This is a genomic window from Protaetiibacter sp. SSC-01 (assembly GCF_014483895.1).
In the GTDB taxonomy this organism is placed as follows: Bacteria; Actinomycetota; Actinomycetes; order Actinomycetales; family Microbacteriaceae; genus Homoserinibacter.
In genome coordinates, this window is the sequence record NZ_CP059987.1 from 1,142,818 (window position 1) to 1,168,722 (window position 25,905).

Consider the following 25,905-nt stretch of genomic DNA (forward strand, 5'->3'; position numbering starts at 1 on the left):
CCCCGACCACCACGGGCGCCTGCGGCTCGGCGTGTGGGGCGCGTCACGTGCGGCGTAGTCTGCGGGGGCGACCACATCGGTCCGAGACGATCGGGCCGCGCGCGTCGCCGCACGGCATCGTCGATGGGGAAGGGAGTCACCGTGATCAGCGCGCTCAACCACCTCGTTGACGTCGTCGAGTCCCGACTCGACGGCGAGATCGATGTCGCCGGGCTCGCCTCGCGGTACGGCACGACCGAGTACCACGTGCGGCGGATGTTCTCGTCGCTCGCCGGGATGCCGCTGTCGGAGTACGTGCGGCGGCGCCGCATGACGCTCGCGGCCGCGCACGTCATCGACGGCGACGAGCTGCTCGGCATCGCCGTGCGGTTCGGCTACGGCTCGACCGAGGCGTTCTCGCGCGCGTTCCTCGCCGTCCACGGCGCACGCGTCGCTGATGTGCGCGCCCACGGCGGCCCCCTTCGCACACAACCACAGCTCAGGTTCCGCCTGACCGTCGAAGGGAACACCCCCATGAATGCACGCATCGTCGACCGCCCCGCCTTCCGTCTCGCCGGCCACAGCGCGCGGGTGCCGCTCGTCTACGAGGGCGTCAATCCGCACATCCAGGCCGTCGTGGCATCCATCCCGCCCGAGGAGCACGCGCGGCTCAAGGCGCTGAGCGACACCGAGCCCGCGGGCCTGCTGCAGGTGAGCGCGGATGTCGAGCCGGATGCCGCGGAGGGGAGCGAGCTCACCTACCTGCACGGTGTCGCGCTCGACGCCGCTACCGAGACCCCGGCCGACCTCGACGTCATCGAGGTGCCCGAGGGCGCCTGGGTCGTCTTCCGCGTCGAGGGGGAGTACCCCGCGGCGCTGCAGAACGCCTACGCGGCGTCGGCGACCGACTGGTTCCCGTCGAACCCGTGGCGACTGCGGCCTGGGCCGTCGATCGTGGCCGTGCTCGAGCGCGCCGAGGACTTCAGCGCCGCGACGTGCGAGCTGTGGTTTCCCGTCGAGCGCGACACGCCCCGCGGGGATCAGCCGTAGTCGGGCGCCGCGGGGAGCCCGTAGTACTCCTCGAGCGTCTTGATGCCCTTCTCGTGCATGTCGGTCGCGACGTCGACGCCCACGTAGCGGTAGTGCCACGGCTCGAACGTGTAGCCGACGATCGGGTTCCACCCGTCGCCGTAGCGCAGGATGAAGCCGTACTTCCAGGCGTTCGCCGCGAGCCAGATGCCGCCCGGCTTGTCCTTGAAGCACACGCTGAGGTTGCAGCCGGTGCCGTCGTCGAGGTCGAGCGCCAGGCCCGTCTGGTGCTCGGAGTTGCCGGGGCGGGCCGAGTGGGTGTCGGCGCCCGCGACGCCCTCGTTGCGCACGAAGCGGTTGTAGATCGACTGCTGGTCGGCGTAGCTGCGGTAGGCGCTGCCGATGCGCAGCGTGATGCCCTCGGCGGCCATGTCGGCCTGCATGCGCAGCAGGTCGGCGACGAGCACCTGGCGCACGGGCTGGCCGTTGTTGTTCGGCACGCCCGCGGGCATCACGAGATCCGGCGGCACGTAGTCCGCGGGGAGGCCGCGTCGCTTGTTGACGACAACCGTGACGGATGCGGGGTCGGGGACGCGCACGCCGGAACCTCCCGGGGTGGGGGCGCGGGCCGCCTCCGACGACGCGATGACGGCGTCGACCGCGGCGCGGTAGGCGACGAGCGCGTCGGCGAACCCGGAGGGCTCGGTCGTCGGGACGGCGTCGAGCTGGGACTGGAGGGCGGCCTTCGTCGTGTCGTCGGCGTCGCCGCGATCGGCGAGCACGGCGGCGCCGACGGCCGCGGCGCTCTCGAGGTAGGCCGTCATGGCCTCGCCGAGCGAGGTCGCGGCCGCGTCGGCGCGCTCGGCGCGCGCGGTCTCGGATGCGACGTTCGCCTCGAGCGCGTCGGCCCGCGCCCGGAAGGCGGCAGCGTTCTCGCGGTCGCCGATCCGCGGGTCGAGTGCCGCATCCGGCACGTCGGTGAGGCCGGATGCCTCGGCGACCTCGGTCGCGACCGTCTGCGCGGCGTCGCGCGCCTCCTGCAACGCGGGGCGGGCGGCCTCGTCGAGGCCTTCGCCCGCAATGGCGAGGCCCGCATCCGCGACGGCCACGAGCGCCGTGAGCGCGGCGACCGACTCGTCGGCCGCGGCCGTCGCCGAGGCGAGCTCGGCATCCGCATCCGTCGCCGCCCCCTGTGCGGACGCCAGCTCGTCGGCGGCCGACTGCGCGCCGATCGCGTTCGCGACGAGCAGGCCCGCGACGAGCGCGACGACGACCGCCACCGCGATGCCGACGATGAGCAGAACGCGGCCGCGCTTCGTGAGGCGCAGCTTCGGCGACCCGCCGCGGTTGTCGCGGGGGCGACGCAGCTCCTGCTCGGGCTGCGGCGCGGGGGCTGGGGCGAGCACCTCGGTGGGCGGTGCGGCCGACGGTGCGGCAGGCGTCGCCGCAGGGGGCGCAGCAGCAGGGGCCGCCGTCGGCAGCACGCGCGTGGGCTCGTATCCCGCGGGGATGAGCTGCGTGGGCTCGTCCGCGGGGATGCTCGGGTCGTTCGGGTAGGTCATCGTCCCTTGAAGAGGTTCTTGAGCACGTCGCGGGCGATCCTCATGCCGCCCGAGACCACTTCCTTCTGGATGCGCTCGGCCTGACGGCGCTTCTCGCGTGCCTCGCGCTCCGCCGCCTCCTTGGCCTTGCGCTCGGCGCGCGCCTCGGCCTCGGCCTGCTTGCGCTGCTGCGCCGGGGTGAGGGTAGCACCGGCTGCCGTGCCCGAGCCGGACGCGGCAGCCGCATCCGCCGGGGCCGCGGCCTGCTGTGCCCGCTCGGCGAGGATTGCGGCGGCGCCCTTCGTCGCGGTCGACGCGGCGTACTTCGCCGAGAGCGGCGACGCGGCGACGGCGGCCAGAAGGGTCGCATCCGGGGTCGGGTCCATCGAGCCCTCGGGCGCGCGCATGCGCGTCCAGGCGACGGGCGTCGGGGCGCCCTTCTCGTTCATGACCGTCACGATCGCCTCGCCCGTCGCGAGCGTCGTGAGCACCTCGCCGAGGTCGTACGGCGAGTTCGGGTAGGTCGAGATGGTCGCCTTGAGCGCCTTCGCGTCGTCGGGGGTGTGGGCGCGCAGCTGGTGCTGCACGCGGCTGCCGAGCTGCGCGAGCACGTCGCTCGGCACGTCCTTCGGGGTCTGCGTCACGAAGAAGATGCCGACGCCGCGCGAGCGGATGAGGCGCACGGTCTGCGTGACGATCGCGAGGAAGTCCTCGCTCGCGTCGCGGAACAGCAGGTGCGCCTCGTCGAAGAAGAACACGAGCTTCGGCTTCTCGACGTCGCCCACCTCGGGGAGCGTGGAGTAGAGCTGCGTGAGCAGCCACATGAGGAACGTCGAGAACAGCTCCGGCCGACCGAGCTGCGTTCGCACCTCGAGCAGGCTCACGACGCCGCGTGTGACGCCGTCGGGCCCGAGCTCGGTGCGGAAGAAGTCGGCCGTGTCGATCTGCGGCTGGCCGAAGAACACGTCCGCTCCCTGCGAGGCGAACGCGACGAGCTCGCGCAGGATGACACCCGCCGTCGCCTTCGAGAGGCCGCCGAGGCTCTCGAGCTCGGCCTTGCCCTCGGCGCTCGTGAGGTGCTGCAGCACCGCGCGCAGGTCGTCGAGCGTGACGAGCGGCAGCTGGTTCTGCTTCGCGTAGTGGAACACGAGCCCGAGGCTCGACTCCTGCGTCTGGTTGAGGCCGAGCACCTTGCTGAGCATGACGGCGCCGAAGCCCTCGACGCTCGCCCGGATCGGCACGCCGATGCCGTCGCCGCCGAGCGCGTAGAGGGTCGTGGGGGAGGGGTGCGCGACCCAGTCCTGCCCGAGCGCGCGCGTGCGCGCCAGGAGCTTCTCGCTCGAGGTGCCGGGCGAGGCGATGCCCGAGAGGTCGCCCTTGATGTCGGCGGCGAACACGGGTACGCCCGCGGCGCTCAGCTGCTCGGCGAGCACCTGCAGGGTCTTCGTCTTGCCCGTTCCCGTCGCGCCCGCGACGAGCCCGTGCCGGTTGACCATCGAGAGCGGGATGCGCACGGGCACGTCGGCGCGCGCGTCGCCGTTGACGAGCGCGCCCATCTCGATCGCGGGGGCGTCGAAGGCGTAGCCCGCGCGGATGGCGTCGACTGCCGCCTCGGGGAGCGGCCCGGCGGGCGGCTCGGCGGATGCGGCGGGCGCTTCGGGTGCGGCGGGCGCGGCGGATGCGGCGGGCGGTGCCGGCGCGGCGGATGCGGCGGGCGGTGCGGTCCGGGCGGCGGCCTCGGCGGCGGCGAGGGCGGCCTGCGCGTCCTCGAGGGCCTTGCGGGCAGCCGCGACCGCGTCATCCGTGTCGGTCATGGCACGAGCCTAGCGACGGCAAACGCGGTCGTAAGGCCGTCCACCTCTCGTGACGCAGGTGGTCGAGGAGCGCCGCCGGAGGCGACGCGTCTCGAGACCACCCGTCCGGCTCACTCCTCGCGCGGGAGCGCCGCGAACTTGCCCTCGGGGTCGAGCTTGCGCGTGATGGCGCTCGCGATGGCGGCGAGTTGGCCGAGCTGCTCGCGGTCGAGCGAGTCGATGACGGTCCGGCGCACGAAGTCGATGTGCCCGGGGGTCGCGCGCACGAGCTCGCGGCGGCCGGCATCCGTGAGGCGCGCGTTGGTCGCGCGACGGTCGTCGGCGCTCGGGAGGCGCTCGACGAGCCCGCGGTTCTCGAGGCGCGTGACGACGTGCGAGAGGCGGGGGAGCGTCGCATTGGTCGCGACGGCGAGGGTGCTCATGCGCTGCGTCTGCTCGGGGGAGAAGCGCAGGTTCGAGAGCACCGCGAACTCGAAGTGGGTGATTCCGGAGTCGCGCTGCAGCTGCGAGTCGAGGGCGCTCGGGAGCAGCTCGAGGAGCGTCACGAGCGAGAGCCAGGCCTCGGACTCCTCGGCGTCGAGGCGGGGGACGAGTCGGGTCATGCGCTCGAGTCTAGCGGAATAGTTGCACCGACAACCATGTTGCACTTATTGTTGATACAACAACCTTTTGGAAAGGAACTCGTCATGACTTCGATCAGCATCATCGGCACGGGCAACATGGGCGGCGCGATCGCCGGACTCGCGGGCGCGGGCGGCGCCGACGTGCAGCTCGTCGCGCGCGGCCACCACGAGCTCACGGGCGACATCGTCGTGCTCGCCGTCCCGTACCCGGCTGTCGACGACGTCATCGAGACCTACCGCGAGCAGCTCGCCGGCAAGGTCGTCGTCGACATCACCAACCCGCTCGACTTCGCCACCTTCGACGGCCTCGTCGTGCCCGCCGACTCCTCGTCCGCCGCCGTCATCGCCGCGAAGCTGCCGCAGTCGAAGGTGCTCAAGGCCTTCAACACCAACTTCGCCGCGACTCTCGCGTCGGGCGTCGTGGGCGACCAGCCGACGACCGTGCTCGTCGCGGGCGACGACCAGGACGCGAAGGATGCGCTGCTCGCCGTCGTGCGCGCGGCCGGCCTCCGGGGTGAGGACGCCGGCGCCCTCAAGCGCGCTCGCGAGCTCGAGGCGCTCGGCTTCCTGCAGCTCACCCTCGCCGTCGGCGAGAAGGTCGGCTGGACGGGCGGGTTCGCGGTCGTCAAGTAACCCGCAGACACAAGGAAGGCCCCGCTTGTATACAAGTGGGGCCTTCTTGGGCTATTCCGTAGCGTAACCAGGCTTCAGTGTATACATTGAAGCTGTGAGTATGCCCGGGGCGCGCGCGAGCGATCGCGCCTACGAGACGCTGCGGGACGAGATCCTGCAGTGGCGGCTCGCGCCCGGCACCGTGCTCGGCGAGGTCGAGCAGGCCGCCCGCCTCGGCGTCTCCCGCACTCCCATCCGCGAGGCGCTCTCGCGACTCTCCGCCGAGGGGCTCGTCGAGGCCCAGTCCGGCCGGGGGCTCGTGGTCTCCTCCGTCGATATCGCGGATGTGCGCGGCCTCTTCGAGCTGCGCGAGGCCCTCGAGACCGCCGCCGCCGCGATCGCCGCCGAGCGCCGCGACGCCGAGACGTTCGCGCAGCTCGCATCCGAGTTCGACGGAGCCGCGACCCTCGTGCGCACGCACGAGCTCGAGGCCTACTACGGCCTCGTCGCGCGCTTCGACGACGCCATCGACGCGAGCATCGGCAACGCCGCCTTCGCGAGCGCTCTCCGCGGCGTGCGCACCCACCTGCAGCGCATCCGCCGCCTCGCGCAGGACGACCCCGCGCGCCTCGAGCGCGCTGCCGCCGAGCACCGCCTCATCGCCGAGGCGATCCGCGACGGCGACCCCGACCTGGCCCGCCACGCGACCGCCGTGCACCTGCACGCGAGTCTGCGCCACATCCTCGAGGCCACCGCCTCATGAGCAAGAAGGAGAGCGCATGAAGCTCCACACCGTCCGCACCCACCGCAGCGACGAGGGCCTCGCCCGCGAGGACGAGCTCGCCTGGAAGGTCGCGCAGGTCGCGGTCGACCCGGTCGCCGTCGAGCCCGAGGTGACGGAGATGATCATCAACCGCGTCATCGACAACGCGTCGGTCGCGGTCGCCTCCCTCGCGCGCGGGCCCGTCGTCGCCGCCCGCGGTCAGGCGCAGGCGCGCCCCCAGGCGGATGCGCGCCCCGGCCGCGCGGGAGCCCGCGTCTTCGGCGTCGAGGGCGACTACCAGCCCGAGTGGGCCGCGTGGGCGAACGGCGTCGCCGTGCGCGAGCTCGACTACCACGACACCTTCCTCGCGGCCGAGTACTCGCACCCGGGCGACAACATCCCGCCGATCCTCGCCGTCGCCCAGCACGCGGGTGCCGACGGTGCGGCCCTCGTGCGCGGCATCGCGACGGGCTACGAGATCCAGATGGACCTCGTGCGCGCCATCAGCCTGCACAAGCACAAGATCGACCACGTCGCGCACCTCGGCCCCTCGGCCGCGGCCGGCATCGGCACCCTCCTCGGCCTCGACGCCGAGGTCATCTACCAGGCCGTCGGCCAGGCCCTCCACACGACGACCGCGACGCGCCAGTCGCGCAAGGGCCAGATCTCCACGTGGAAGGCCCACGCCCCGGCGTTCGCGGGCAAGATGGCCGTCGAGGCGATCGATCGCGCGATGCGCGGCCAGACCTCGCCCGCGCCCATCTGGGAGGGCGAGGACGGCGTCATCGCGTGGCTGCTCGACGGTCCAGAGGGCCGCTACGAGGTGCCGCTGCCCGAGTGGGGCGAGGCGAAGCGCGCCATCCTCGACAGCTACACGAAGGAGCACTCGGCCGAGTACCAGGCGCAGGCGTGGATCGACCTCGCCCGCCGTCTCGGCAACGAGCACCCCGAGCTGCGCAACCCCGACGCCATCCGCGCGATCGTGCTGCACACGAGCCACCACACGCACTACGTGATCGGCTCGGGCTCGGGCGACCCGCAGAAGTACGACCCGACGGCGAGCCGCGAGACGCTCGATCACTCGATTCCGTACATCTTCACGGTCGCCCTGCAGGACGGCGCGTGGGACCACGTCGGCTCGTACGCCCCCGAACGCGCCGGCCGCGCCGACACCGTCGCCCTGTGGAACAAGGTCACGACCGCCGAGGACCCGGAGTGGACGCGCCGCTACCACTCGGAGGACCCCGATGAGAAGGCCTTCGGAGGCCGCGTCGAGATCGAGCTCGCCGACGGCGGCCGCATCGTCGAGGAGATCGCCGTCGCCGACGCGCACCCGCTGGGTGCGCGCCCCTTCGTCCGCGCGGACTACGTCAAGAAGTTCCGTACCCTCGCCGCCGGCGTGCTCGCCGACGCCGAGATCGAGCGCTTCCTCGGCCTCGCCGAGCGCCTGCCCGAGCTGACCGCGTCCGAGGTCGCCCAGCTCAACGTCGTCGCGTCGGGCCTCCCGACCGCGCCGGAAGGACTCTTCTGATGCTGCACTCCACCCTCACCGCATCCGCCAAGCGCCGCGCGTTCCGCGAGAGCCTCGCCTCGGGCGAGCTCGTGCGGATGCCGGGCGCCTTCAACCCGCTCTCGGCGAAGCTCATCGAGGACAAGGGCTTCGAGGGCGTCTACATCTCAGGCGCCGTGCTCTCGGCCGACCTCGGGCTTCCGGATATCGGGCTCACGACCCTCACGGAGGTCGCGGGCCGCGGCGGCCAGATCGCGCGCGTGACCGACCTGCCGACCCTCATCGACGCCGACACGGGCTTCGGTGAGCCCATGAACGTCGCGCGCACCGTGCAGATGCTCGAGGATGCCGGTGTCTCCGGCATGCACCTCGAGGACCAGGTGAACCCGAAGCGCTGCGGTCACCTCGACGGCAAGGCCGTCGTCGACGAGTCGACGGCGATCAAGCGCATCCGGGCCGCCGTCGAGGCGCGTCGCGACCCCGACTTCCTCATCATGGCGCGCACCGACATCCGCGGCGTCGAGGGGCTCGAGGCGGCCAAGGACCGCGCGAAGAAGCTCGTCGACGCGGGCGCCGATGCGATCTTCCCCGAGGCGATGGCCGACCTCGCCGAGTTCGAGGCCATCCGCGCCGCGGTCGACGTGCCGATCCTCGCCAACATGACCGAGTTCGGGAAGTCCGACCTGTTCACGACGCAGCAGCTCGCCGACGTCGGCGTGAACATCGTCATCTTCCCCGTGAGCCTCCTCCGTCTCGCGATGGGCGCGGCCGAGCGCGGGCTCGAGACGATCCTCGCCGAGGGCTCGCTCACGAGCCGCGTGCCCGAGATGCAGACCCGTGCGAGGCTGTACGAACTCGTCGACTACGCCGCGTACTCCGAGTTCGACGCGGGCGTCTTCACCTTCGATCTGACCAACAACAGGAGCTGACATGGCAGACACCGACATCAAGAAGGGGCTCGCGGGCGTCGTCGTCGACGTGACCGCGATCTCCAAGGTCAACCCCGAGACGAACTCCCTGCTGTACCGCGGCTACCCCGTGCAGGAGCTCGCCGACACGTGCACGTTCGAGGAGGTCGCCTACCTGCTGTGGCACGGCGAGCTGCCGACGCCCGTGCAGCTCGAGGAGCTGCAGGAGTTCGAGCGCGCGCACCGCGCGCTCTCACCCGTCGCGAAGCACGCGATCGACCTGCTGCCGCTCGAGGCGCACCCGATGGATGTCGTGCGCACCGCCGTCTCCGCGTACGGCGCCGCCGACCCCACCGTCGCCGACCAGAGCCCGGAGGCGCAGCTCGAGCAGGCCAAGCGCCTGTGGGCCCAGCTGCCCGCGATCGTCGCCTACACGCAGCGCCGCTTGCGCGACGAGGAGGTCGTGGAGCCCCGTGACGACCTCGGCTACTCGGCGAACTTCCTGCACATGACGTTCGGCGAGGTGCCCGACCTCGTGGTCGTCACGGCGTTCGACGTGTCGATGATCCTGTACGCCGAGCACTCGTTCAATGCGTCGACCTTCACGGCGCGCGTCGTGACCTCGACCATGGCCGACCTCTACTCGGCGGTCGTCGCCGCGATCGGCGCCCTCAAGGGCCCCCTGCACGGCGGCGCCAACGAGGCCGTCATGCACATGTTCGACGAGATCGTCTTCGCCGACCGCGCGGAGGAGTGGCTGGATGCCGCCCTCGCCGAGAAGCGCAAGATCATGGGCTTCGGGCACCGCGTCTACAAGAACGGCGACTCGCGCGTTCCCACGATGAAGGCCTCGCTCGACACGCTCCTCGCCGAGTACGACCGCCCCGACCTGGGCGAGCTCTACGCGGCGCTCGAGAAGGCGATGGACGACCGCAAGGGCATCAAGCCGAACCTCGACTACCCGTCGGGTCCGGCCTACCACCTCATCGGCTTCGACACCGAGCTCTTCACGCCGCTCTTCGTCGCGGCGCGCGTGACGGGCTGGACGGCGCACATCCGCGAGCAGGCGGCGGCGAACGCGCTCATCCGCCCGCTCTCGGAGTACGTCGGCGTCGAGCAGCGCAGCGTCGGCTGAACCCCGGGCGGGGCGTCAGCGCGTGATGTCGCGCACGACGCCCCGCTCGAGCCGCAGTCGCCGGCCGGCGCGCTTCGCGACTGCCGAGTCGTGGGTCACGACGATGAGGGTGAGCCCCTCGGCGTTGAGCTTCTCGAGCACCGCGAGCACCTCGTCGCGCGTGGCCTCGTCGAGGTTCCCGGTCGGTTCGTCGGCGAGCAGCACGCGCGGCCGCTTGGCGATGGCGCGCGCGATCGCGACGCGCTGCTGCTGGCCGCCCGAGAGCTCGCCGGGCAGGTGACCCGACCGCTCGGAAAGGCCCACGTGCGCGAGCGCCTCCGTGACGCGCTCGCGACGCTCGGCGCGCGGGATGCCGAGCGGTTCCAGCCCCATGTCGACGTTCTCCGCCGCCGTGAGGGTCGGGATGAGATTGAACCCCTGGAATACGAAGCCGATCTCCTCGGCCCGCACCCGCCCGAGTCGTGAGGCCGAGGCGCTCGCGAGGTTCAGTTCCCCCAAGCGCACGTCGCCGCTCGTGGGCCGGTCGAGCGCGCCGAGCAGCTGCAGAAGCGTCGACTTGCCGCCGCCGGTCGGGCCCTGGATGGTGATGAACTCGCCCTCGGCGATGTCGAGGTCGACGCCGTCGAGCGCGGTCACGTCGCGCTTGCCCTGCACATAGCGACGGCTGACGCCTGCCAGGCGATAGAGGAGAGCGGATGCGGGGGAGGCCGCCTCGGCGGCGATGGCGTTCGTGTCGGTCATGGTGATCCCCTGTCGTGTCGTGTCGTGTCGTGTCGTCGATGCCGCGGGGTCAGGCGACCGAGCGCAGCGCCTCGGCGGGGCTCAGGCGGGCGGCGCGCCAGCCGCCGAAGGCTCCCGCGAGGAGACCGGCCACGACGGCGAGGCCCACGGCCACCACGAGGATCCAGCCGGTGAGGGGCGCGTTCAGCACGATCTCGGTCGTCGACGACGCGCCGGCGCCGTCCATCAGGCCGGTCGGTCCGCCGCCCCCGGGACCGAAGCCGCCCGAGTCGGGGCCGAACGCGCCCGGGCCCGCCTGCGGCTCCGATGCGCCCGCGGACGTCGCGATCGTCGGCGAGATCGCGTTGATCGCCCAGATCGCCCCGAGGCCGAGCACGAGACCCGCGACGCCGCCGATGAGACCCTGGACGAGCGACTCGCCCGCCACCTGGCCGACGACACGGCGGTTCGACCAGCCGATCGCCTTGAGGGTGCCGAGCTCCCGTGTGCGACGCGAGACGCCCGAGATCGTGAACAGCACGGCGAGCAGCACGGCCACGGCGAGCACGATGATCGAGAGCCACGTGCCGAGGTTCTGGATGAGCGACGACGCGCTCGAGAGCGACCCCGAGATCCCCGCCGCGAGGTCCGACTGGGAGCTCACGGTGGCATCCGGCAGCAGCTCCTCGAGCTCGGCCTGGACGGCCGCGATGTCGTCCGCGCTCTCGGCCTGCACGTACACGGTGGAGACGACGCCGTCCGCGTCGGCCAGCTCCTGCGCGAGGGCGATCGGCAGGTAGACCTCCGCAGCGGTGTCCGCCTCGCTCGACGTCGATGCGACGGTGCCGACGATCTGGATCGTCGTGCCCGCGACCTCGATCGTGTCGCCGACCGAGAGCTCCTCGCTCGTCGCGTAGGACGCATCCAGCACCGCCACCCGGGCGTCGGCATCGTCGGCGTCGAGAGCCCGCCCGTCGGCGACCTCGACCGCGGAGAGCGGTCCGACGCCCGAGGCGGCGGGGTCCACACCGAGCACCGTGAAGGTGTCGATCCCGAACGAGCCGCCCGCGAAGCCGCCTTGTGCCGGCGGCTGACCGGGGCCGCCCTGGCCGCCCTCGGTCTGGCCGCCTTCGGAGGTGGGAGCCTCGGGCAGCTCACCCGAGAAGGTCATGTGGCTGAGGCTGAGGGCGCTCGTGGCCGCCGCGACGCCGTCGACGCCGGAGACCTCGTCGAGCACCGAGGCATCGAGGGTACCGCGGCCGGGCTCGACCGTGAGCCGCGACTGCGAGAGCGACGTCGTGCCGTCGTCCTCGGTGCGTCCGCCGTCCTCGCCGAACTCGAAGCGGCCGGGGCCGCCCTCGCCGGGCTCGCCGGGGACGGCGGCGGCACCGGTCACCGTCAGGTCGGTGCCGACGCCGTAGACGGATGCGAGCGCCGCATCCTGTGCCTGGCGCACGCCCGCAGACAGGGCGTTCACGACGATCACGAGCGCGATCGCGACGGCGAGGCCGGCGGCGACGATGACGGTGTGCTTCTTGCGCCCGCCGAGCTCGCGGCGCAGGTAGGTCCAGTACATGGGTCTCCCTCTCGGCATCTCGGGTGATGCCGTCGGCGAGACGCTATGGGTGTCGGCTGAGCCGCTCATTCACCGGACCTTGGTCGCGGATGTGAGCGCCGCCGGAACGCCGAGGGGCCGCCCGCTTCGTGCGGACGGCCCCTCGGAATCAGTCGACCTAGGTGCGCATGATCGAGCCGCCCGCGCGCACGCGCGACACGGCGTCGACCGTCGCGGCGAGCACGAGCACGCCGCCCGTGACGATGTAGTTCACGCCCGCGGGCAGGTTGAGCAGGCCGAGGCCGTTCGCGATGACGGCGATCACGAGCGCGCCGATCGCGGCGTGCATGAGGCGACCGCGGCCTCCGAAGAGGCTCACGCCGCCGACGACCGCGGCCGCGACGCCGCTCAGCACGGTGTCCGTTCCGAATCCGGCGTTGATCGAGCCGACCTTGCTCGCGCTGAACACTCCCGCGACGACCGCGAGCACGGAGCACACGATGAACGCGATCCACCGGATCGTGATGACCTTGACGCCCGAGCGGCGCGCGGCCTCGGCGTTGCCGCCGATCGCGTAGATGTAGCGTCCGAACTTGGTGCGGTCGAGCACGAACGTGCCGATCCAGAGGATGAGCAGCACGATCGGCACGACGATCGGCACGCCCTCGATGACCTTGATGCTCGACGAGCGGTTCGAGCTGAGCACCGCCACGACGAAGCCGCCCGCGAGCGCGATGACCGCGAGCTTGGCCCACACGAGGGCGATCGTGCGGTTGGGCACTCCCGCGCGCGTGCGCAGCCGCCGGTCCCACATCGACATGCCGAACGAGACGAGGAGGATGACGCCGAGCATCGTCCAGCCGGCCCAGATCGGCAGGTTCGCGTTCTGGATGGCCAGGAACTCGGGGATCTGGATGCGGAACACGCCGCCGTCGCCCAGCACGATGAGCGTGACGCCCTGGAGCCCGATGAAGAGACCCAGCGTGACGACGAACGACGGGATGCCGACTCTCGCGACGAAGAAGCCGTTGAAGGTTCCGATCGCGACGCCCACGAGGATCGCGATGACGAGCGCGAGCACCCAGTTCATGTTGATGCCGTCGGGCTTCGTGAGCACGACGAACGACGAGAGCGCGACGCCGGCGGTGACACCCGCCGACAGGTCGATCTCGCCGAGCAGGATCACGAACACGAGCGCCATCGCGAGCATCACGAGCGACGCCGCCTGGGTCAGCAGGTTCGCGAAGTTGCGCTCCGTGAGGAAGAACTGCTGCCCGAGCATCGTCTGGCTGAGGATCGAGAACAGGATGACGAGCACGACGAGTCCGCCGATGGCGGGCAGGGCGCCCATGTCGCCATGGCGCACGCGCTGGAACCAGGCCTGCACCTGGTCCCGGATGCCGCCCTCCTGGCCGCTTCCGATGAAACCGCCCTCGGCGGGGAGGTTCGTGGTGTCCTCGGTGGGAGGAGGCGGGGTGGCGGGTGTGGTGGTCATACGTTCACTCCGTCGTAGGTCTTGCTGCCGGTGATGTAGCCCACGACGTCGTCGCTCGTGGTCTGGCTCGTCGGGATCGAGGCCACCATCGTGCCGAGGTAGAGCACGCTGATGTAGTCGGCCACCTTGAAGACGTCCTGCAGGTTGTGGCTGATGATGATGACGGCGACGCCCTGATCGGCGAGGCGGCGCACGAGGTTGAGCACCTGCTCCGTCTGGGCGACGCCGAGGGCGGCGGTCGGCTCGTCGAGGATGACGAGCTTGGCCTTCTTGAGCACCGAGCGCGCGATCGCGACGGTCTGGCGCTGGCCGCCGGAGAGCGACGAGACCTTCTGACGCACCGACTTGACGGTGCGGACGGAGAGCGAGCGCAGCGTCTCGCTCGCCTCGCGCTCCATCTGGCCCTCGTCGAAGACGCCGCCGACGGTCTCCTCGCGGCCGAGGAACATGTTCTGGACGATGTCGAGGTTGTCGCACAGTGCGAGGTCCTGGTACACGACCTCGATGCCGAGAGCGGATGCGTCGCGCGGCGAGTGCAGGTGCACCTCCCGGCCCTCGAAGCGGACGGTGCCGCCGTCGTAGGGCTGCACGCCCGCGAGGCCCTTGATGAGGGTCGACTTGCCGGCGCCGTTGTCGCCGACGAGGGCCGTGACCTTGCCCGGGAACGCCTTGAGATTCACGCCCTTGAGGACGCTGACCGGCCCGAAGCTCTTGACGACGTCGGTGAGCTCGATGAGGGGGGTATCAGCCATGGGGGCCCCTCCTTTCTGGGACGCCTGCGTCCCGTGAGTGTGATGTTCCCACTCGAGAGCGGGTACCGCCGTAGGAAGGGCCCCGCGTCACGGATCTCTCCCGACGCGGGGCCCCACCACGGTGGTGTTACTTGATGCCGAGCTCCTCGCACTTCGCGGCGACCTCACCGGTGCAGATCTCCGACGCGCTGGCGTTGCCGTCGTCGATGACCTGCTGCACCTCGTCCGGTCCGACGAGGACCGGGGTGACCGCGATGTACGGCGTGCCGTCGTCGAGGGTCTTGTCGGCCGTCGGGGTCTCGCCGTTCAGGAGCTTGATGGCGAGGTCCGAGGCGGCCTTGGCCTCGAGCTGGAACGGCTTGTAGACCGTCGCGGTCTGCTTGCCGAGCAGCACGTTCTGCAGACCGGCGACCGAGGCGTCCTGACCCGAGACGGGAACGACGAGGCCGTTCTTGTCGAGGATCGAGATGACGCCGGCGGCGTTCGCGTCGTTGGCCGACCACACCGCGTCCACCTTGCCGCCGAGCGAGGTCAGCGCCTGCTCGAAGTTGGTGGCCGACTTCTCGGTGTCCCACACACCCGTGGGCTCGGCGGCGGGCTTGATGCCCGCGGCCTCCATGACGGAGACGGCGCCGTCGTGGAACATCTTCGCGTTGCCGTCGGAGGCGTCGCCGCCCATGTAGACGACGATCGCGGTGGCCGGGTCCTTGCCGGCGGCCTTGAGACCGTCGACGACCGACTGGCCCTCGAGCTCGCCGACCTTCACGTTGTCGAACGAGACGTAGTAGTCGGCGCCCTCGATGGGACGGTCGTAGGCGATGACCGGGATGCCCTCGGCCTTGGCCTTCTCGACGACGGCCACGCCCGCGCCCTGGAAGTCGGTGACGAGCATGACGCCGCAGCCCTTCGAGAACTGCTGGTCGGCGATCGTCGCCATCTTGTCGGTCGAACCCTGGGCGTTCTGGATGTCCGCCTCGAAGCCGGCGTCCTTGAACGCCTTCTCGAGCGCGGGGCGGTCGCCGTTCTCCCAGCGGTCGGACGACTCGGTGTCGGGCAGGATGACGCAGGCGCGCGTGGAGGCGGTGCCGCCTCCACCTCCGCCGTTGCCGTTGTCGGTGGCACAGCCGGTCAGAACCAGCGCGGAGGCGCCGGCGAGTGCAGCGATGGAAATCAGCGATGACTTCTTCACGTCACTCCCTTTCTCATGGTGGTGAGGGGGAACTTCCTCGAAGTACCACTCTCGGCATTGAACAGTGGCAGTGCGATTGTGCACTGACTTCAAGAGTTGAAGATACCCGCCGCGAGAAGAATTCGGTAACTATTCGATAACAGCCCTGGAAACCAGGGGAGGCGTCACCGTGCGACGACGCATGCCCTCTCGCGCATTCACTTCACGATGTGAACGATTAACCTGCGAAGGCGCCGAGGACCTCGTCGTGGAGCAGCCCGTTGGTCGCGACGACGTTGAGCTCGTCGAGCGCGGGCGAGCCCGAGATCGTCGTGACGCGACCTCCGGCCTCCGTCACGATCGGCACGAGCGCCGCGATGTCCCACGGCTTCACGTCGAACTCGCCCGCGATATCGATCGAGCCCTCGGCGAGCAGCATGTACGACCACAGGTCGCCGAAGGCGCGCGTGCGGCCCACCCGACGGGAGAGGTCGACGAGGGTGTCGAGATGCCCGTACTGGTCCCACGTCTGCAGGTTGTTGTAGCTGAGGGTCGCATCCGTCAGCCGGTCGATCCTGCTGACCCGGATGCGCTGCGCCTCGCCGCCGTGGTGCTGCACCCACGCCCCGAGGCCCGCCGCGCCCCACCAGCGGCGCTCGAGCGCAGGCGCGCTCACGACGCCCACGACGGGCACGTCGTCGACGAGGAGCGCGATGAGCGCGCCCCAGATGGGCACGCCGCGCGCGAAGTTGCTCGTGCCGTCGATCGGGTCGACGATCCACTGCCGGTTCGAGGAGCCCTCGCTGCCGAACTCCTCGCCGAGCACGGCGTCGTGCGGTCGGGCCTCGGCGAGGTGCGCGCGGATCATCCTCTCGACGCGCGTGTCGGCATCCGTCACGATCGACTTGTCGGCCTTCGTCTGGATGCCGAGGTCCTGGGCGCGGTAGCGGTCCATCGCGATGAGATCGGCCTCGGCGGCGAGGGTCAGCGCGACCGCCAGGTCGTCGGCGACGGAATAGTCGGGGGAGTCGCTCACGCCTCGAGCCTAGCGAGCGACGCGAGCAGCCTCCGGAGCGAGTCGACGCGCGCGGGGTCGAGCTCGCCGCGCTCGACGGCCTCGTCGAGCGCGCAGTCGGGTGCATCGGCGGCGTGCGTGCACCCGCGCGGGCAGTCCTCGGCAACGGCCGCGAGATCCGGGAACCCGCGCATGACGTTCGCGGGGTCGACGTGCCCGAGGCCGAAGGAGCGCACGCCGGGGGTGTCGATGATCCAGCCGCCGGTCGGCACGCGCAGCGACACCGTCGACGAGGAGGTGTGGCGTCCGCGGCCCGTGACCGCGTTGACGACACCCGTCGCGCGATCGGTGCCCGGCACGAGCTCGTTGACGAGCGTCGACTTGCCGACGCCGGAATGTCCCACCGCGACGGTCGTGTGGCCCGCGAGCAACGGGGTGAGCTCGTCGACGGGCCACGCGCCCTGCGCGCTCCGCACGACGGGGATGTCGAGGCCCGCGAAGTTCGCGAGGAACGGCTCCGGGTCGGCGAGGTCGGTCTTCGTGATGACCATGAGCGGCTGGATGCCCGCGTCGTAGGCGGCCACGAGATAGCGGTCGACGAGGCGCGGGCGCGGCTCCGGATTGGCGGCCGCGACGACGATCATGAGCTGGTCGGCGTTCGCGACGATGACGCGCTCCACGGCATCCGAGTCGTCGGCGCTGCGGCGCAGGAGCGTCGTGCGGGGACGGATGCGCACGATGCGGGCGAGCGTGCCGGGCTCGCCCGAGACGTCGCCCACGAGGTCGACGCGGTCGTTCGTGACGATCGCCTGGTCGCGCAGCTCGCGCGCACGTGTCGCCGTCGCGGTGTGCTCGCCGGGCGTGTCGGCATCGACGAGCACCGTGTAGCGGCCACGGTCGACCGAGAGCACGCGGCCCTCGACGGCGTCCTCGTGCGCGGGGCGCACCTTCGTGCGCGGTCGGTTGCCCTTCGGGTTCGGCCGCACGCGCACATCCGACTCGTCCCACGCGTCGAAGCCGTCGGGCTCGTCGTCGTCGCCGTCCAGCCAGCTCATCGGACACGCCTCAGGGTCGACCTCACCGTGCTCGCCTCACCGTGCGTTCCTCACAGTGCGAGCGTCTCCCAGCGCGTCGCGGCGGGCTCGCGCCCCAGCATCCGCGCCCACAGCTCGGGGAACTCGGGGAGCGTCTTCGCCGTCGTCGCGATGTCGTCGACCGTCACGTCGGGAACGACGAGACCGGCGAGCGCTCCGGACGTCGCCATCCGGTGGTCGGCGTAGGCCTCCCACGCGCCGCCGTGCAGGGGGCGCGGGCGGATCTCGAGACCCTCGTCGAGCTCGACGACCTCACCGCCCAGGCGCCCGATGTCGGATGCGAGGGCCGCGAGGCGGTCGGTCTCGTGCCCGCGCAGGTGACCGATGCCCGTGATCGCGCTCGGGCCGTCGGCGAACGCGAGGAGCGTCGCGATCGTCGGGGCGAGCTCGCCGCCCGTCGAGAGGTCGAGGTCGACCGCGTGAACGGGGGAGCCCCCGAGCACGCCCGCGCCGCCGTCGACCGTCACGGCGTCGCCCTCGCGCGACACCGTCGCGCCGAGCATGGGCAGGATGCGGAGGAGGTCGTCGCCCACCTGCGTCGTGCTCTCGGGCCAGCCGCCGATCGTGACCGTGCCGCCCGCGACGAGCGCCGCCCCGAGGAACGGGCCCGCGTTCGAGAGGTCCGGCTCGATCGTCACGTCGACGGCTCGGATCGGCTGCGGCGCCACGACCCACACCCCCGGCTCCGGCTCCTCGACCGTCACGCCGCGCGCCCGCAGGCATTCGATCGTCATGCGGATGTGGGGGAGGCTCGGCAGGCGCTCGCCCGTGTGGCGCAGCGTCAGGCCCTCGTCGAAGCGCGGCGCCGCGAGCAGGAGGCCCGACACGAACTGGCTCGACGCCGACGCGTCGATCGCGAGCTCGCCGCCGCGCACGCCGCCCGTGCCGTGGACTGTGAACGGCATCGTGCCGCGCCCATCGTCCTCCACCTCGACGCCGAGGCCGCGCAGGGCGTCGACCGTCGTGCGCATGGGCCGCTTCCGCGCGTAGGGGTCGCCGTCGACGTTCGACGGGCCGAGCGCGAGGGCCGCGACGATCGGCAGGAAGCGCATGACCGTGCCGGCGAGCCCCGTGTCGATCGTGCCGCCCAGCAGCTCGCCCGGCGTCACTCGCAGGTCGGGGCCGAAGTCGCCGTCGCCCGGCACCTCGTCGAAGCCGACGCCGAGCGCGCGCAGGCCCTGGATCATGAGCGCCGAGTCGCGCGAGTGCAGGGGGCGGCGGATCGTCGAGGGGCCGTCGGCGAGGGCAGCGAGCACGAGCTCGCGGTTGGTGAGGCTCTTCGACCCCGGCAGCGTCAGCCGGGCCGAGAGGGGGCCCTCGGCGACGGGAGCCGCCCACGGGCCCGCGGGCGCATCCTGCACGTGCACGACGCCGTACAGCGGCACCGGCGGCTCCTCCTTGCCCGGGATCTGGAGGTGCAGTTCCTCATCGCGGCCGGAATATCCAAGAACGCCCATCGGTTGACAAGGGTAGTGCCCGAGAGGGCGGGAAGGAGTCGCGGTGCTGGTACTCGACGTGCCGACCATCGGCCGGGTGGGAGCGCTCGGCATAGACTCGACGCCGATGGCAGACAGCGCACGCCCCGAGCACACCCCCGACGAGCTGCGGAGGCTGTTCGCCGAGCAGGCGATCCCCTTCATGGACCAGCTCTACGCGGCGGCGATGCGCATGACCCGCAACCCCGCCGACGCGGGCGACCTCGTGCAGGAGACCTACACGAAGGCCTACGCGGCGTTCGCGGGCTTCGAGCAGGGCACCAACCTCAAGGCGTGGCTCTACCGCATCCTCACGAACACCTACATCAACAGCTACCGCAAGAACCAGCGCAACCCCTACCAGGGCACCCTCGACGACCTCGAGGACTGGCAGCTGGGCTCCGCGGAATCCCTCACCCAGGGGCGCACCACCCGATCCGCCGAGGCCGAGGCGATCGACCACCTCCCCGACAGCGATGTCAAGGAGGCCCTGCAGTCGATCCCCGAGGACTTCCGGCTCGCCGTCTACCTCGCCGACGTCGAAGGATTCTCCTACCAGGAGATCGCCGACATCATGAAGACCCCCGTCGGCACCGTCATGAGCCGACTCCATCGCGGACGCCGCATGCTGCGCGAGCGCCTCGCCGAATACGCCCGCGAGCGTGGGTACACCGCCGCGGACACGTCATCCGGGAGCAAGAAATGACCGACTGCGGTTGCGACAAGGCCAAGGCCGAGCTCGAGGAGTTCCTGCACCGCGAGCTCTCCGAGCAGGACCTCGCCGACATCCAGGAGCACCTCGACGGGTGCGAGGACTGCTCCACGGAGCACCTCGTGGGGCTCACGCTCATCCAGAAGGTGCAGCGCGCCTGCCAGGAGAAGGCGCCCGACGAGCTCCGCGCCTCGATCCTCGCCAAGCTCGACGCGTAACTCGGGGCGGCCGGGGTCACCCGGGGCGGACGGGAGGCGATCCGTCCCCGAGCCGCATGCCCCCGCGTGCCGCCTTCGACGGCACGCTCCCGTCAGTCCCGATGCCAGCGTCTCGGGAACGGATCGCCACCCGTCCTCGATGTCATCCCGCCGTGCGACCCCAGGTGGTCGAGGAGCGCCGGGCGCAGCCCGACGCGTCTCGAGACCAGCGCCCCTGGTACGCGAAGAGCGCCGACCCCTTGGGGGCCGGCGCTCTTCTGCGTGAGGCTCGTTAGACCTCGAGAGCCTTCGCGATGAGCGCGGTCTGCTCGCCGGCACTCCGCTTCGAGGAGCCCGTCGCGGGCGACGCGGATGCGGCGCGCGACGAGACCAGCAGCTTGCGGTCGCCGAGCTGCGGCGCGAGCTCGACCGCGAGGAACGGCCAGGCGCCCTGGTTCTCCGGCTCCTCCTGAACCCACATGATCTCGGCATCCGCGTAGCGCTGGAGGATCGGCATGAGCTGGGCCGTCGGCAGCGGGTAGTACTGCTCGAGCCGCACGAGCGCGAAGGCTCCGGCATCCGCGCGCTTGGAGACCTCGTTCAGCAGGTCGTAGTGGATCTTGCCCGAGTGCAGCAGCACGCGCTTGACCGTCGACGGGTCCTGGATGCGGGCGTCGTCGATGACCGGCTCGAAGCGGCCCTGCGTGAAGTCGGCGACCTCGCTCGTGGCACCGCGCAGACGCAGCATCGACTTCGGCGTGAAGACGACGAGCGGGCGGCGCGGACGCGCGTAGGCCTGGCGACGCAGGAGGTGGAAGTACGACGCGGGCGTCGACGGACGCGCGATCGTCATATTGTTCTCCGCCGCGAGCTGCAGGTAGCGCTCGATGCGCGCCGAGGAGTGGTCCGGCCCCTGGCCCTCGTAGCCGTGGGGGAGGAGCATGACCACACCGGAGCGCTGGCCCCACTTCTGCTCGGCGCTCGAGATGAACTCGTCGATGACCGTCTGGGCGCCGTTCGCGAAGTCGCCGAACTGCGCCTCCCACAGCACGAGGGCATCCGGGCGCTCGACCGAGTAGCCGTACTCGAACGCGAGGGCCGCGTACTCCGACAGGAGCGAGTCGTAGATCGCGAGTCGCGCCTGCGTGTCGGAGAGGTTGCCGAGCGGCAGCCACTCCTGGCCGTTCTCACGGTCGTGGAACACGGCGTGGCGCGAAACGAAGGTGCCGCGGCGCGCATCCTGGCCGACGAGGCGCACGGGGGTGCCCTCGAGCAGGAGCGAGCCGAGGGCGAGCAGCTCGCCGAAGCCCCAGTCGATCGAGCCGTTGCGGCTCATGTCGAAGCGCTTCTTGATGAGCTGCTGCAGCTTCGCGTGCACCGTGAAGTTCGCCGGCGGGTTCGCGTGCGCGTCGCCGATGAGCTCGACGACGCCCTGGTCGACGGCCGTCGACGCGGGCTCGCCGGATGCGTCGTCCTGCTGCGACACGGGACGCTCGAGGTCGGCGACGGGGCTCTGGTCCTTCGCGACGACCGGGATCGAGCCGGTCTGGGCGGCGTGCGTCTCCGCGAAGGCGCGCTCGAGGCGCTCCTGGAAGTCGGCCTGCGCCTGCTCGAACTCCTCCTGGGTGATGTCGCCGCGACCGACGAGCGCCTCCGTGTAGAGGGTGCGGACGCTGCGCTTCGCCTCGATGAGGTTGTACATGAGCGGCTGCGTCATCGACGGGTCGTCGCCCTCGTTGTGACCGCGGCGGCGGTAGCAGACGAGGTCGATGACGACGTCGCGCTTGAACTTCTGGCGGTACGCGAAGGCGTGCTCCGCGACGCGCACGACGGCCTCGGGGTCGTCGCCGTTCACGTGGAAGATCGGCGCCTGGATGGTCTTGGCGACATCCGTCGAGTAGACCGAGCTGCGCGCGTCCTGCGGGGTCGTCGTGAAGCCCACCTGGTTGTTGATGACGACGTGGATCGTGCCGCCCGTCTTGTAGGCGCGCAGCTGCGACATCTGCAGCGTCTCGACGACGACGCCCTGGCCCGCCATCGAGGCGTCCCCGTGCACGAGGATCGGGAGGGTGCCGAACTGGCCGTCGCCCTTGCGGTCCTGCTTGGCGCGGACGATGCCCTCGAGCACGCCGTTGACCGCCTCGAGGTGCGAGGGGTTCGCGGCGAGGTACACCGGCACCTCCTTGCCGCTCATCGCGGTGAAGGTGCCCTCGGTGCCGAGGTGGTACTTGACGTCACCGGAGCCCTGCACGGACTTCGGGTCCTGGGTGCCCTCGAACTCGCGGAACACCTGACCGTACGTCTTGCCCGCGATGTTGGTGAGCACGTTGAGGCGACCGCGGTGCGCCATGCCGATGGCGACCTCGTCGAGGCCGTCCTCGGCGGCACCCTGCAGGATCTCGTCGAGCAGCGCGATGGTCGACTCGCCGCCCTCGAGGCTGAAGCGCTTCTGGCCGACGTACTTCGTCTGCAGGAAGGTCTCGAAGGCCTCCGCCTCGTTGAGCTTCGCGAGCACGCGCAGCTGCTCGTCGTGCGTGGGCTTGACGTAGGGCTGCTCGAGGCGCTCCTGGAACCAGGCCCGCTGCTCCGGGTCCTGGATGTGCATGTACTCGACGCCGACGGTGCGGCAGTACGAGTCGCGCAGCACCCCGAGGATGTCGCGCAGCAGCATAGTGCGCTTGCCGCCGAAGCCGCCCGTCACGAACTCGCGGTCGAGGTCCCAGAAGGTGAGACCGTGGCTCGCGATGTCGAGGTCGGGGTGCGAGCGCTGGCGGTACTCGAGCGGGTCGATGTCGGCCATGAGGTGGCCGCGCACGCGGTAGGAGTTGATGAGCTCCTGCACGCGGCTCGTCTTGGAGATGCGCTCCGAGAGGTCGACGTTGATGTCCTCGGCCCAGTGGATCGGGTCGTAGGGGATGCGGAGGGCCGCGAAGATGCCCTCGTAGAAGTCGCGCTGCCCGATGAGCAGCTCGTGCACCTTCTTGAGGAACTCGCCCGAGCCGGCGCCCTGGATGACGCGGTGGTCGTAGGTGCTCGTGAGGGTGATCGTCTTGCCGATGCCCATCTCGACGAGCGTCTTCGGCGAGGAGCCCTGGAACGCGGCCGGATACTCGAGGGCGCCGGCGCCGATGATGCAGCCCTGGCCCTTCATGAGACGCGGCACCGAGTGCTCGGTGCCGATGCCGCCGGGGTTCGTGAGCGAGATCGTGACGCCCTGGAAGTCGGCGGCCGTGAGCTTGTTGGCGCGGGCGCGGGCCACGACATCCTCGTAGGCGGCGAGGAACTCGGCGAAGTTCATCGTGTCGGCGCGCTTGATGCCCGGCACGAGCAGCGATCGCGTGCCGTCGGGCTTCGGGAGGTCGATCGCGATGCCGAGCGTCACGTGGGCGGGCGCGACGACCGACGGCTTGCCGTCTTCCGTCTCGCGGTAGAACACGTTCTGGCTCGGGAACTCCTTGAGCGTCTGCACCATCGCCCACGCGATGAGGTGCGTGAACGACACCTTGCCGCCGCGGGCGCGACGCAGGTGGTTGTTGATGACGATGCGGTTGTCGATCATGAGCTTCGCCGGCACCGTGCGCACGCTCGTCGCGGTCGGAACCGTGAGGCTCTGGTCCATGTTGGTCGAGAGCGTCTTCGCCATGCCCTTGAGCACGGTGACGGTCTCCTCGGGCTCCGCCGACTCCGCGACGACCGGGTTCGAGGCCGTCGTGGGCGCCTGGGCCGGGATCGGCTGCGGCTTGGCGGGCGCGGAGGTGGTGCGCGCGATGGGCGTCGTCGGCGGGGCCGCCTCGGACGGCGCGGATGCGGGCGCGACAGCCGCCGCGGGCTCGGTCACCGCCTCGGGCACCTGCGACTCGCCGCCCACCTGGCTCTTGGGGGCCTCCGCGTCGGCGGGAGCCGCATCCGGTGCCGCGGGAGCGGTCTCGGGCTGGGCGGGCGCCTCGGGCTGGGCGGGCGCCTCGGGCTGCTGCGCCTCGGGGGACGCCACGACCGGGATCGCCGAGGTGGGCGTGGGGTCGTCGACGGGCCGGTAGGACTCCAGGATGGGCCACCAGCTCTTATCGACAGATTCCTTGTCGACGAGGTATCGCTCGTACATCTCGTCGACGAGCCACTCATTGGCTCCGAACTCTCCCGAGGCGTTCTCCTCGGGCGTCACTCCGGTGACGGGGTTGGACACAGCCGACCGCCCACTCTCACTACTCGCCGGTGCCAGGGATCCGGGTGATCCCCGCTGGTCACACCGACGACAAGCCTAACGTTTCACGGAGGCCTTCGCGGACGTTCTGCGGGGTGTCAGGGAAGCTCCCAGTTGCGCCCCGTGCGGGCGCCGGTCGCACGCCCTACCGTGGAGGCATGCGCTTCACGGGACAGGTTCCGGCACACGACCTCACCTACTCCGACGTCTTCCTCGTCCCGAGCCGCTCCGCGGTCACGAGCAGGCTCTCCGTCGACCTCGCGACGACCGACGGCACGGGGGCGCAGCTCCCCATCGTGTCGGCCAACATGAACTCCGTCACGGGCCCGCGCCTCGCCGCGACGCTCGCTCGCCGCGGCGGCCTCGGCGTGCTGCCGCAGGACCTCCCGCTGCAAGAGCTCGACGCCGCCATCCGCTCCGTCAAGGCGCAGCCCGTCGGCTGGGACGCGCCCATCGAGCTCTCCGCGGATGCGACGGTCGCCGACGCGCTCCGCATCGTGCCCGCGATCGCCGCGGGTGTCGTGGTGCTGCGCGACGCCGCGGGGGAGGAGGCCGGATGCGTCCCCGCCGCACGCCTCGCGACCGCGCTCCCCGACGCGCGCCTCGGCGACCTCGTGCACGGAGGCGTCACGTCGCTCGACGCCGACGACCTCGAGGGGCCGCGGGCCGCGTTCGACCTCCTCGTCGACGCGGACGTCGAGGTCGCTCTCGTGCGCCACCACGGCCACATCGTCGGTTCGGTCACGCGGCGCAGCGCCCTGCGCTCCACGATCTACCAGCCCGCGGTCGACGCCTCCGGGCGCCTGCGTGTCGCCGCGGCCGTCGGCATCAACGGCGACGTCGCCGCGAAGGCGCGTGCGCTCGCCGACGCGGGGGTCGACGTGCTCGTCGTCGACACCGCCCACGGCCACCAGGAGGGCATGCTCGCCGCCCTCCGCACGATCTCCGGGCTCGGCCTCGACGTCCCCATCGTCGCGGGCAACGTCGTGACGGCCGACGGCGTGCGCGACCTCGTCGACGCGGGCGCCTCCATCATCAAGGTCGGCGTCGGCCCCGGCGCGATGTGCACGACGCGCATGATGACCGCCGTCGGCCGCCCGCAGTTCTCGGCGGTGCTCGAGACGGCGCAGGCCGCACGCGAGCTCGGCGCGCACGTGTGGGCGGATGGCGGAGTGCGCTACCCGCGCGACGTCGCCCTCGCGCTCGCGGCGGGCGCTGCATCCGTCATGATCGGCTCCTGGTTCGCGGGCACGATCGAGGCGCCCGGCCGGCTCGAGTCGGACGCGAGCGGCCGCCTCTACAAGGAGAGCTGGGGCATGGCCTCGACGAAGGCCGTGCAGGAGCGCTTCGGCCGCCTCGAGCCCTACGAGCTCGCTCGCAAGGAGCTCTTCGCCGAGGGCATCTCGAGTTCCAAGATCTACCTCGACCCGAACCGCCCCTCGCTCGAGGACCTGCTCGACATGATCACCTCGGGCGTGCGCAGCTCGTTCACGTACGCGGGCGCCGCGAACCTCGCCGAGTTCCACGACCGCGCCGTCGTGGGCTTCCAGTCGGCCGCGGGCTACGAGGAGGGCAAGGCGCTCCCCGTCAGCTGGTGACGCGTCATC

At 71.3% G+C, this 25,905-nt stretch carries 21 protein-coding genes; 9 read left to right on the top strand and 12 right to left on the bottom strand.

The genetic code is table 11. From position 1 onward, the window contains the following. Positions 1-141: 141 nt before the first annotated feature. The gene (locus H4J02_RS05430; protein ID WP_187676070.1) at positions 142-1,029 is read left to right on the top strand and encodes a GyrI-like domain-containing protein; all 888 of its coding nucleotides are present in this window, start codon (positions 142-144) and stop codon (positions 1,027-1,029) included. Here the strand turns inward: H4J02_RS05430 and H4J02_RS05435 are convergent. The 3 genes from H4J02_RS05435 to H4J02_RS05445 all read right to left on the bottom strand — a co-directional run bounded on the left by H4J02_RS05435 (position 1,020) and on the right by H4J02_RS05445 (position 4,965). Next, complete coding sequence (locus tag H4J02_RS05435) at positions 1,020-2,570, bottom strand: M15 family metallopeptidase (protein WP_187676071.1); 1,551 nt, start codon at positions 2,568-2,570, stop codon at positions 1,020-1,022. The two genes, H4J02_RS05430 and H4J02_RS05435, sit on opposite strands and share 10 nt — an antisense overlap. Further along, positions 2,567-4,363 (bottom strand): helicase HerA-like domain-containing protein, encoded by a 1,797-nt coding sequence (locus H4J02_RS05440; RefSeq protein WP_187676072.1) that lies wholly within the window; start codon positions 4,361-4,363, stop codon positions 2,567-2,569. The genes H4J02_RS05435 and H4J02_RS05440 overlap by 4 nt, the downstream gene beginning before the upstream one ends. Before the next feature lie 110 nt (positions 4,364-4,473). Then, positions 4,474-4,965 carry a MarR family winged helix-turn-helix transcriptional regulator gene (locus tag H4J02_RS05445; protein WP_187676073.1) on the bottom strand — a complete coding sequence of 164 codons (492 nt, stop codon included), beginning with the start codon at positions 4,963-4,965 and terminating at the stop codon, positions 4,474-4,476. An 84-nt stretch (positions 4,966-5,049) separates the two neighbouring features. On the opposite strand from H4J02_RS05445, the gene H4J02_RS05450 reads away from it, so the two are divergent. The 5 genes from H4J02_RS05450 to H4J02_RS05470 all read left to right on the top strand — a co-directional run bounded on the left by H4J02_RS05450 (position 5,050) and on the right by H4J02_RS05470 (position 9,914). Further along, positions 5,050-5,619 (top strand): NADPH-dependent F420 reductase, encoded by a 570-nt coding sequence (locus tag H4J02_RS05450; protein ID WP_187676074.1) that lies wholly within the window; start codon positions 5,050-5,052, stop codon positions 5,617-5,619. A 100-nt stretch (positions 5,620-5,719) separates the two neighbouring features. Then, positions 5,720-6,361: a GntR family transcriptional regulator gene (locus H4J02_RS05455; RefSeq protein ID WP_187676443.1), complete on the top strand. Its 642-nt coding sequence runs from the start codon at positions 5,720-5,722 to the stop codon at positions 6,359-6,361. Positions 6,362-6,377: 16 nt separating this feature from the next. After that, positions 6,378-7,892, top strand: coding sequence for an MmgE/PrpD family protein (locus H4J02_RS05460; RefSeq protein WP_187676075.1), 1,515 nt, complete (start codon positions 6,378-6,380; stop codon positions 7,890-7,892). Further along, the gene (prpB, locus tag H4J02_RS05465) at positions 7,892-8,800 is read left to right on the top strand and encodes a methylisocitrate lyase (protein WP_187676076.1); all 909 of its coding nucleotides are present in this window, start codon (positions 7,892-7,894) and stop codon (positions 8,798-8,800) included. The genes H4J02_RS05460 and prpB overlap by 1 nt, the downstream gene beginning before the upstream one ends. Before the next feature lies 1 nt (position 8,801). Continuing rightward, the gene (locus H4J02_RS05470; protein ID WP_187676077.1) at positions 8,802-9,914 is read left to right on the top strand and encodes a bifunctional 2-methylcitrate synthase/citrate synthase; all 1,113 of its coding nucleotides are present in this window, start codon (positions 8,802-8,804) and stop codon (positions 9,912-9,914) included. A 15-nt stretch (positions 9,915-9,929) separates the two neighbouring features. On the opposite strand, the gene H4J02_RS05475 is transcribed toward H4J02_RS05470, so the two are convergent. The 8 genes from H4J02_RS05475 to aroA form a co-directional block, all read right to left on the bottom strand. Continuing rightward, the gene (locus H4J02_RS05475; protein WP_187676078.1) at positions 9,930-10,655 is read right to left on the bottom strand and encodes an ABC transporter ATP-binding protein; all 726 of its coding nucleotides are present in this window, start codon (positions 10,653-10,655) and stop codon (positions 9,930-9,932) included. A gap of 49 nt (positions 10,656-10,704) precedes the next feature. Further along, positions 10,705-12,210: an ABC transporter permease gene (locus H4J02_RS05480; protein WP_187676079.1), complete on the bottom strand. Its 1,506-nt coding sequence runs from the start codon at positions 12,208-12,210 to the stop codon at positions 10,705-10,707. 157 nt (positions 12,211-12,367) lie between these two features. Further along, positions 12,368-13,684, bottom strand: a complete 1,317-nt coding sequence (locus H4J02_RS05485; protein ID WP_187676080.1) for a sugar ABC transporter permease — start codon at positions 13,682-13,684, stop codon at positions 12,368-12,370. Next, positions 13,681-14,436, bottom strand: a complete 756-nt coding sequence (locus H4J02_RS05490; protein WP_187676081.1) for an ATP-binding cassette domain-containing protein — start codon at positions 14,434-14,436, stop codon at positions 13,681-13,683. Before H4J02_RS05490 ends, H4J02_RS05485 begins: the two co-directional genes overlap by 4 nt. Before the next feature lie 127 nt (positions 14,437-14,563). Next, on the bottom strand, positions 14,564-15,625 hold the full coding sequence (locus H4J02_RS05495) for a sugar ABC transporter substrate-binding protein (protein ID WP_187676082.1): 1,062 nt from the start codon (positions 15,623-15,625) through the stop codon (positions 14,564-14,566). 217 nt (positions 15,626-15,842) lie between these two features. Next, positions 15,843-16,640 (bottom strand): inositol monophosphatase family protein, encoded by a 798-nt coding sequence (locus tag H4J02_RS05500; protein ID WP_187676083.1) that lies wholly within the window; start codon positions 16,638-16,640, stop codon positions 15,843-15,845. Further along, positions 16,637-17,674, bottom strand: a complete 1,038-nt coding sequence (rsgA, locus tag H4J02_RS05505) for a ribosome small subunit-dependent GTPase A (protein ID WP_187676084.1) — start codon at positions 17,672-17,674, stop codon at positions 16,637-16,639. The genes H4J02_RS05500 and rsgA overlap by 4 nt, the downstream gene beginning before the upstream one ends. 50 nt (positions 17,675-17,724) lie before the next feature. Next, positions 17,725-19,170, bottom strand: a complete 1,446-nt coding sequence (gene aroA / locus H4J02_RS05510; protein ID WP_187676085.1) for a 3-phosphoshikimate 1-carboxyvinyltransferase — start codon at positions 19,168-19,170, stop codon at positions 17,725-17,727. Between the two features lie 106 nt (positions 19,171-19,276). Between aroA and H4J02_RS05515 the strand changes: the two genes are divergently transcribed. Continuing rightward, the gene (locus H4J02_RS05515) at positions 19,277-19,894 is read left to right on the top strand and encodes a sigma-70 family RNA polymerase sigma factor (protein ID WP_187676086.1); all 618 of its coding nucleotides are present in this window, start codon (positions 19,277-19,279) and stop codon (positions 19,892-19,894) included. Continuing rightward, positions 19,891-20,118 carry a zf-HC2 domain-containing protein gene (locus tag H4J02_RS05520; protein ID WP_187676087.1) on the top strand — a complete coding sequence of 76 codons (228 nt, stop codon included), beginning with the start codon at positions 19,891-19,893 and terminating at the stop codon, positions 20,116-20,118. The genes H4J02_RS05515 and H4J02_RS05520 overlap by 4 nt, the downstream gene beginning before the upstream one ends. Before the next feature lie 271 nt (positions 20,119-20,389). Here H4J02_RS05520 and H4J02_RS05525 read toward each other — a convergent pair whose 3' ends face one another. Then, complete coding sequence (locus H4J02_RS05525; protein ID WP_187676088.1) at positions 20,390-24,280, bottom strand: multifunctional oxoglutarate decarboxylase/oxoglutarate dehydrogenase thiamine pyrophosphate-binding subunit/dihydrolipoyllysine-residue succinyltransferase subunit; 3,891 nt, start codon at positions 24,278-24,280, stop codon at positions 20,390-20,392. 176 nt (positions 24,281-24,456) lie between these two features. On the opposite strand from H4J02_RS05525, the gene H4J02_RS05530 reads away from it, so the two are divergent. Continuing rightward, a complete protein-coding gene (locus H4J02_RS05530; RefSeq protein ID WP_187676089.1) occupies positions 24,457-25,896 on the top strand; it encodes a GuaB1 family IMP dehydrogenase-related protein in 1,440 nt (479 codons plus the stop codon). The last annotated feature ends 9 nt before the right edge of the window (positions 25,897-25,905 follow it).

Bases quoted from the DNA above. Each gene is read 5' to 3' on its own strand.
- H4J02_RS05490 (WP_187676081.1), bottom strand. From the start codon at position 14,436: ATGGCTGATACCCCCCTCATCGAGCTCACCGACGTCGTCAAGAGCTTC.
- H4J02_RS05480 (WP_187676079.1), bottom strand. From the start codon at position 12,210: ATGTACTGGACCTACCTGCGCCGCGAGCTCGGCGGGCGCAAGAAGCAC.
- H4J02_RS05485 (WP_187676080.1), bottom strand. From the start codon at position 13,684: ATGACCACCACACCCGCCACCCCGCCTCCTCCCACCGAGGACACCACG.
- rsgA (WP_187676084.1), bottom strand. From the start codon at position 17,674: ATGAGCTGGCTGGACGGCGACGACGACGAGCCCGACGGCTTCGACGCG.
- H4J02_RS05475 (WP_187676078.1), bottom strand. From the start codon at position 10,655: ATGACCGACACGAACGCCATCGCCGCCGAGGCGGCCTCCCCCGCATCC.
- aroA (WP_187676085.1), bottom strand. From the start codon at position 19,170: ATGGGCGTTCTTGGATATTCCGGCCGCGATGAGGAACTGCACCTCCAG.
- prpB (WP_187676076.1), top strand. From the start codon at position 7,892: ATGCTGCACTCCACCCTCACCGCATCCGCCAAGCGCCGCGCGTTCCGC.
- H4J02_RS05470 (WP_187676077.1), top strand. From the start codon at position 8,802: ATGGCAGACACCGACATCAAGAAGGGGCTCGCGGGCGTCGTCGTCGAC.
- H4J02_RS05515 (WP_187676086.1), top strand. From the start codon at position 19,277: ATGGCAGACAGCGCACGCCCCGAGCACACCCCCGACGAGCTGCGGAGG.
- H4J02_RS05435 (WP_187676071.1), bottom strand. From the start codon at position 2,570: ATGACCTACCCGAACGACCCGAGCATCCCCGCGGACGAGCCCACGCAG.
- H4J02_RS05530 (WP_187676089.1), top strand. From the start codon at position 24,457: ATGCGCTTCACGGGACAGGTTCCGGCACACGACCTCACCTACTCCGAC.
- H4J02_RS05450 (WP_187676074.1), top strand. From the start codon at position 5,050: ATGACTTCGATCAGCATCATCGGCACGGGCAACATGGGCGGCGCGATC.
- H4J02_RS05440 (WP_187676072.1), bottom strand. From the start codon at position 4,363: ATGACCGACACGGATGACGCGGTCGCGGCTGCCCGCAAGGCCCTCGAG.
- H4J02_RS05455 (WP_187676443.1), top strand. From the start codon at position 5,720: ATGCCCGGGGCGCGCGCGAGCGATCGCGCCTACGAGACGCTGCGGGAC.
- H4J02_RS05520 (WP_187676087.1), top strand. From the start codon at position 19,891: ATGACCGACTGCGGTTGCGACAAGGCCAAGGCCGAGCTCGAGGAGTTC.
- H4J02_RS05460 (WP_187676075.1), top strand. From the start codon at position 6,378: ATGAAGCTCCACACCGTCCGCACCCACCGCAGCGACGAGGGCCTCGCC.
- H4J02_RS05445 (WP_187676073.1), bottom strand. From the start codon at position 4,965: ATGACCCGACTCGTCCCCCGCCTCGACGCCGAGGAGTCCGAGGCCTGG.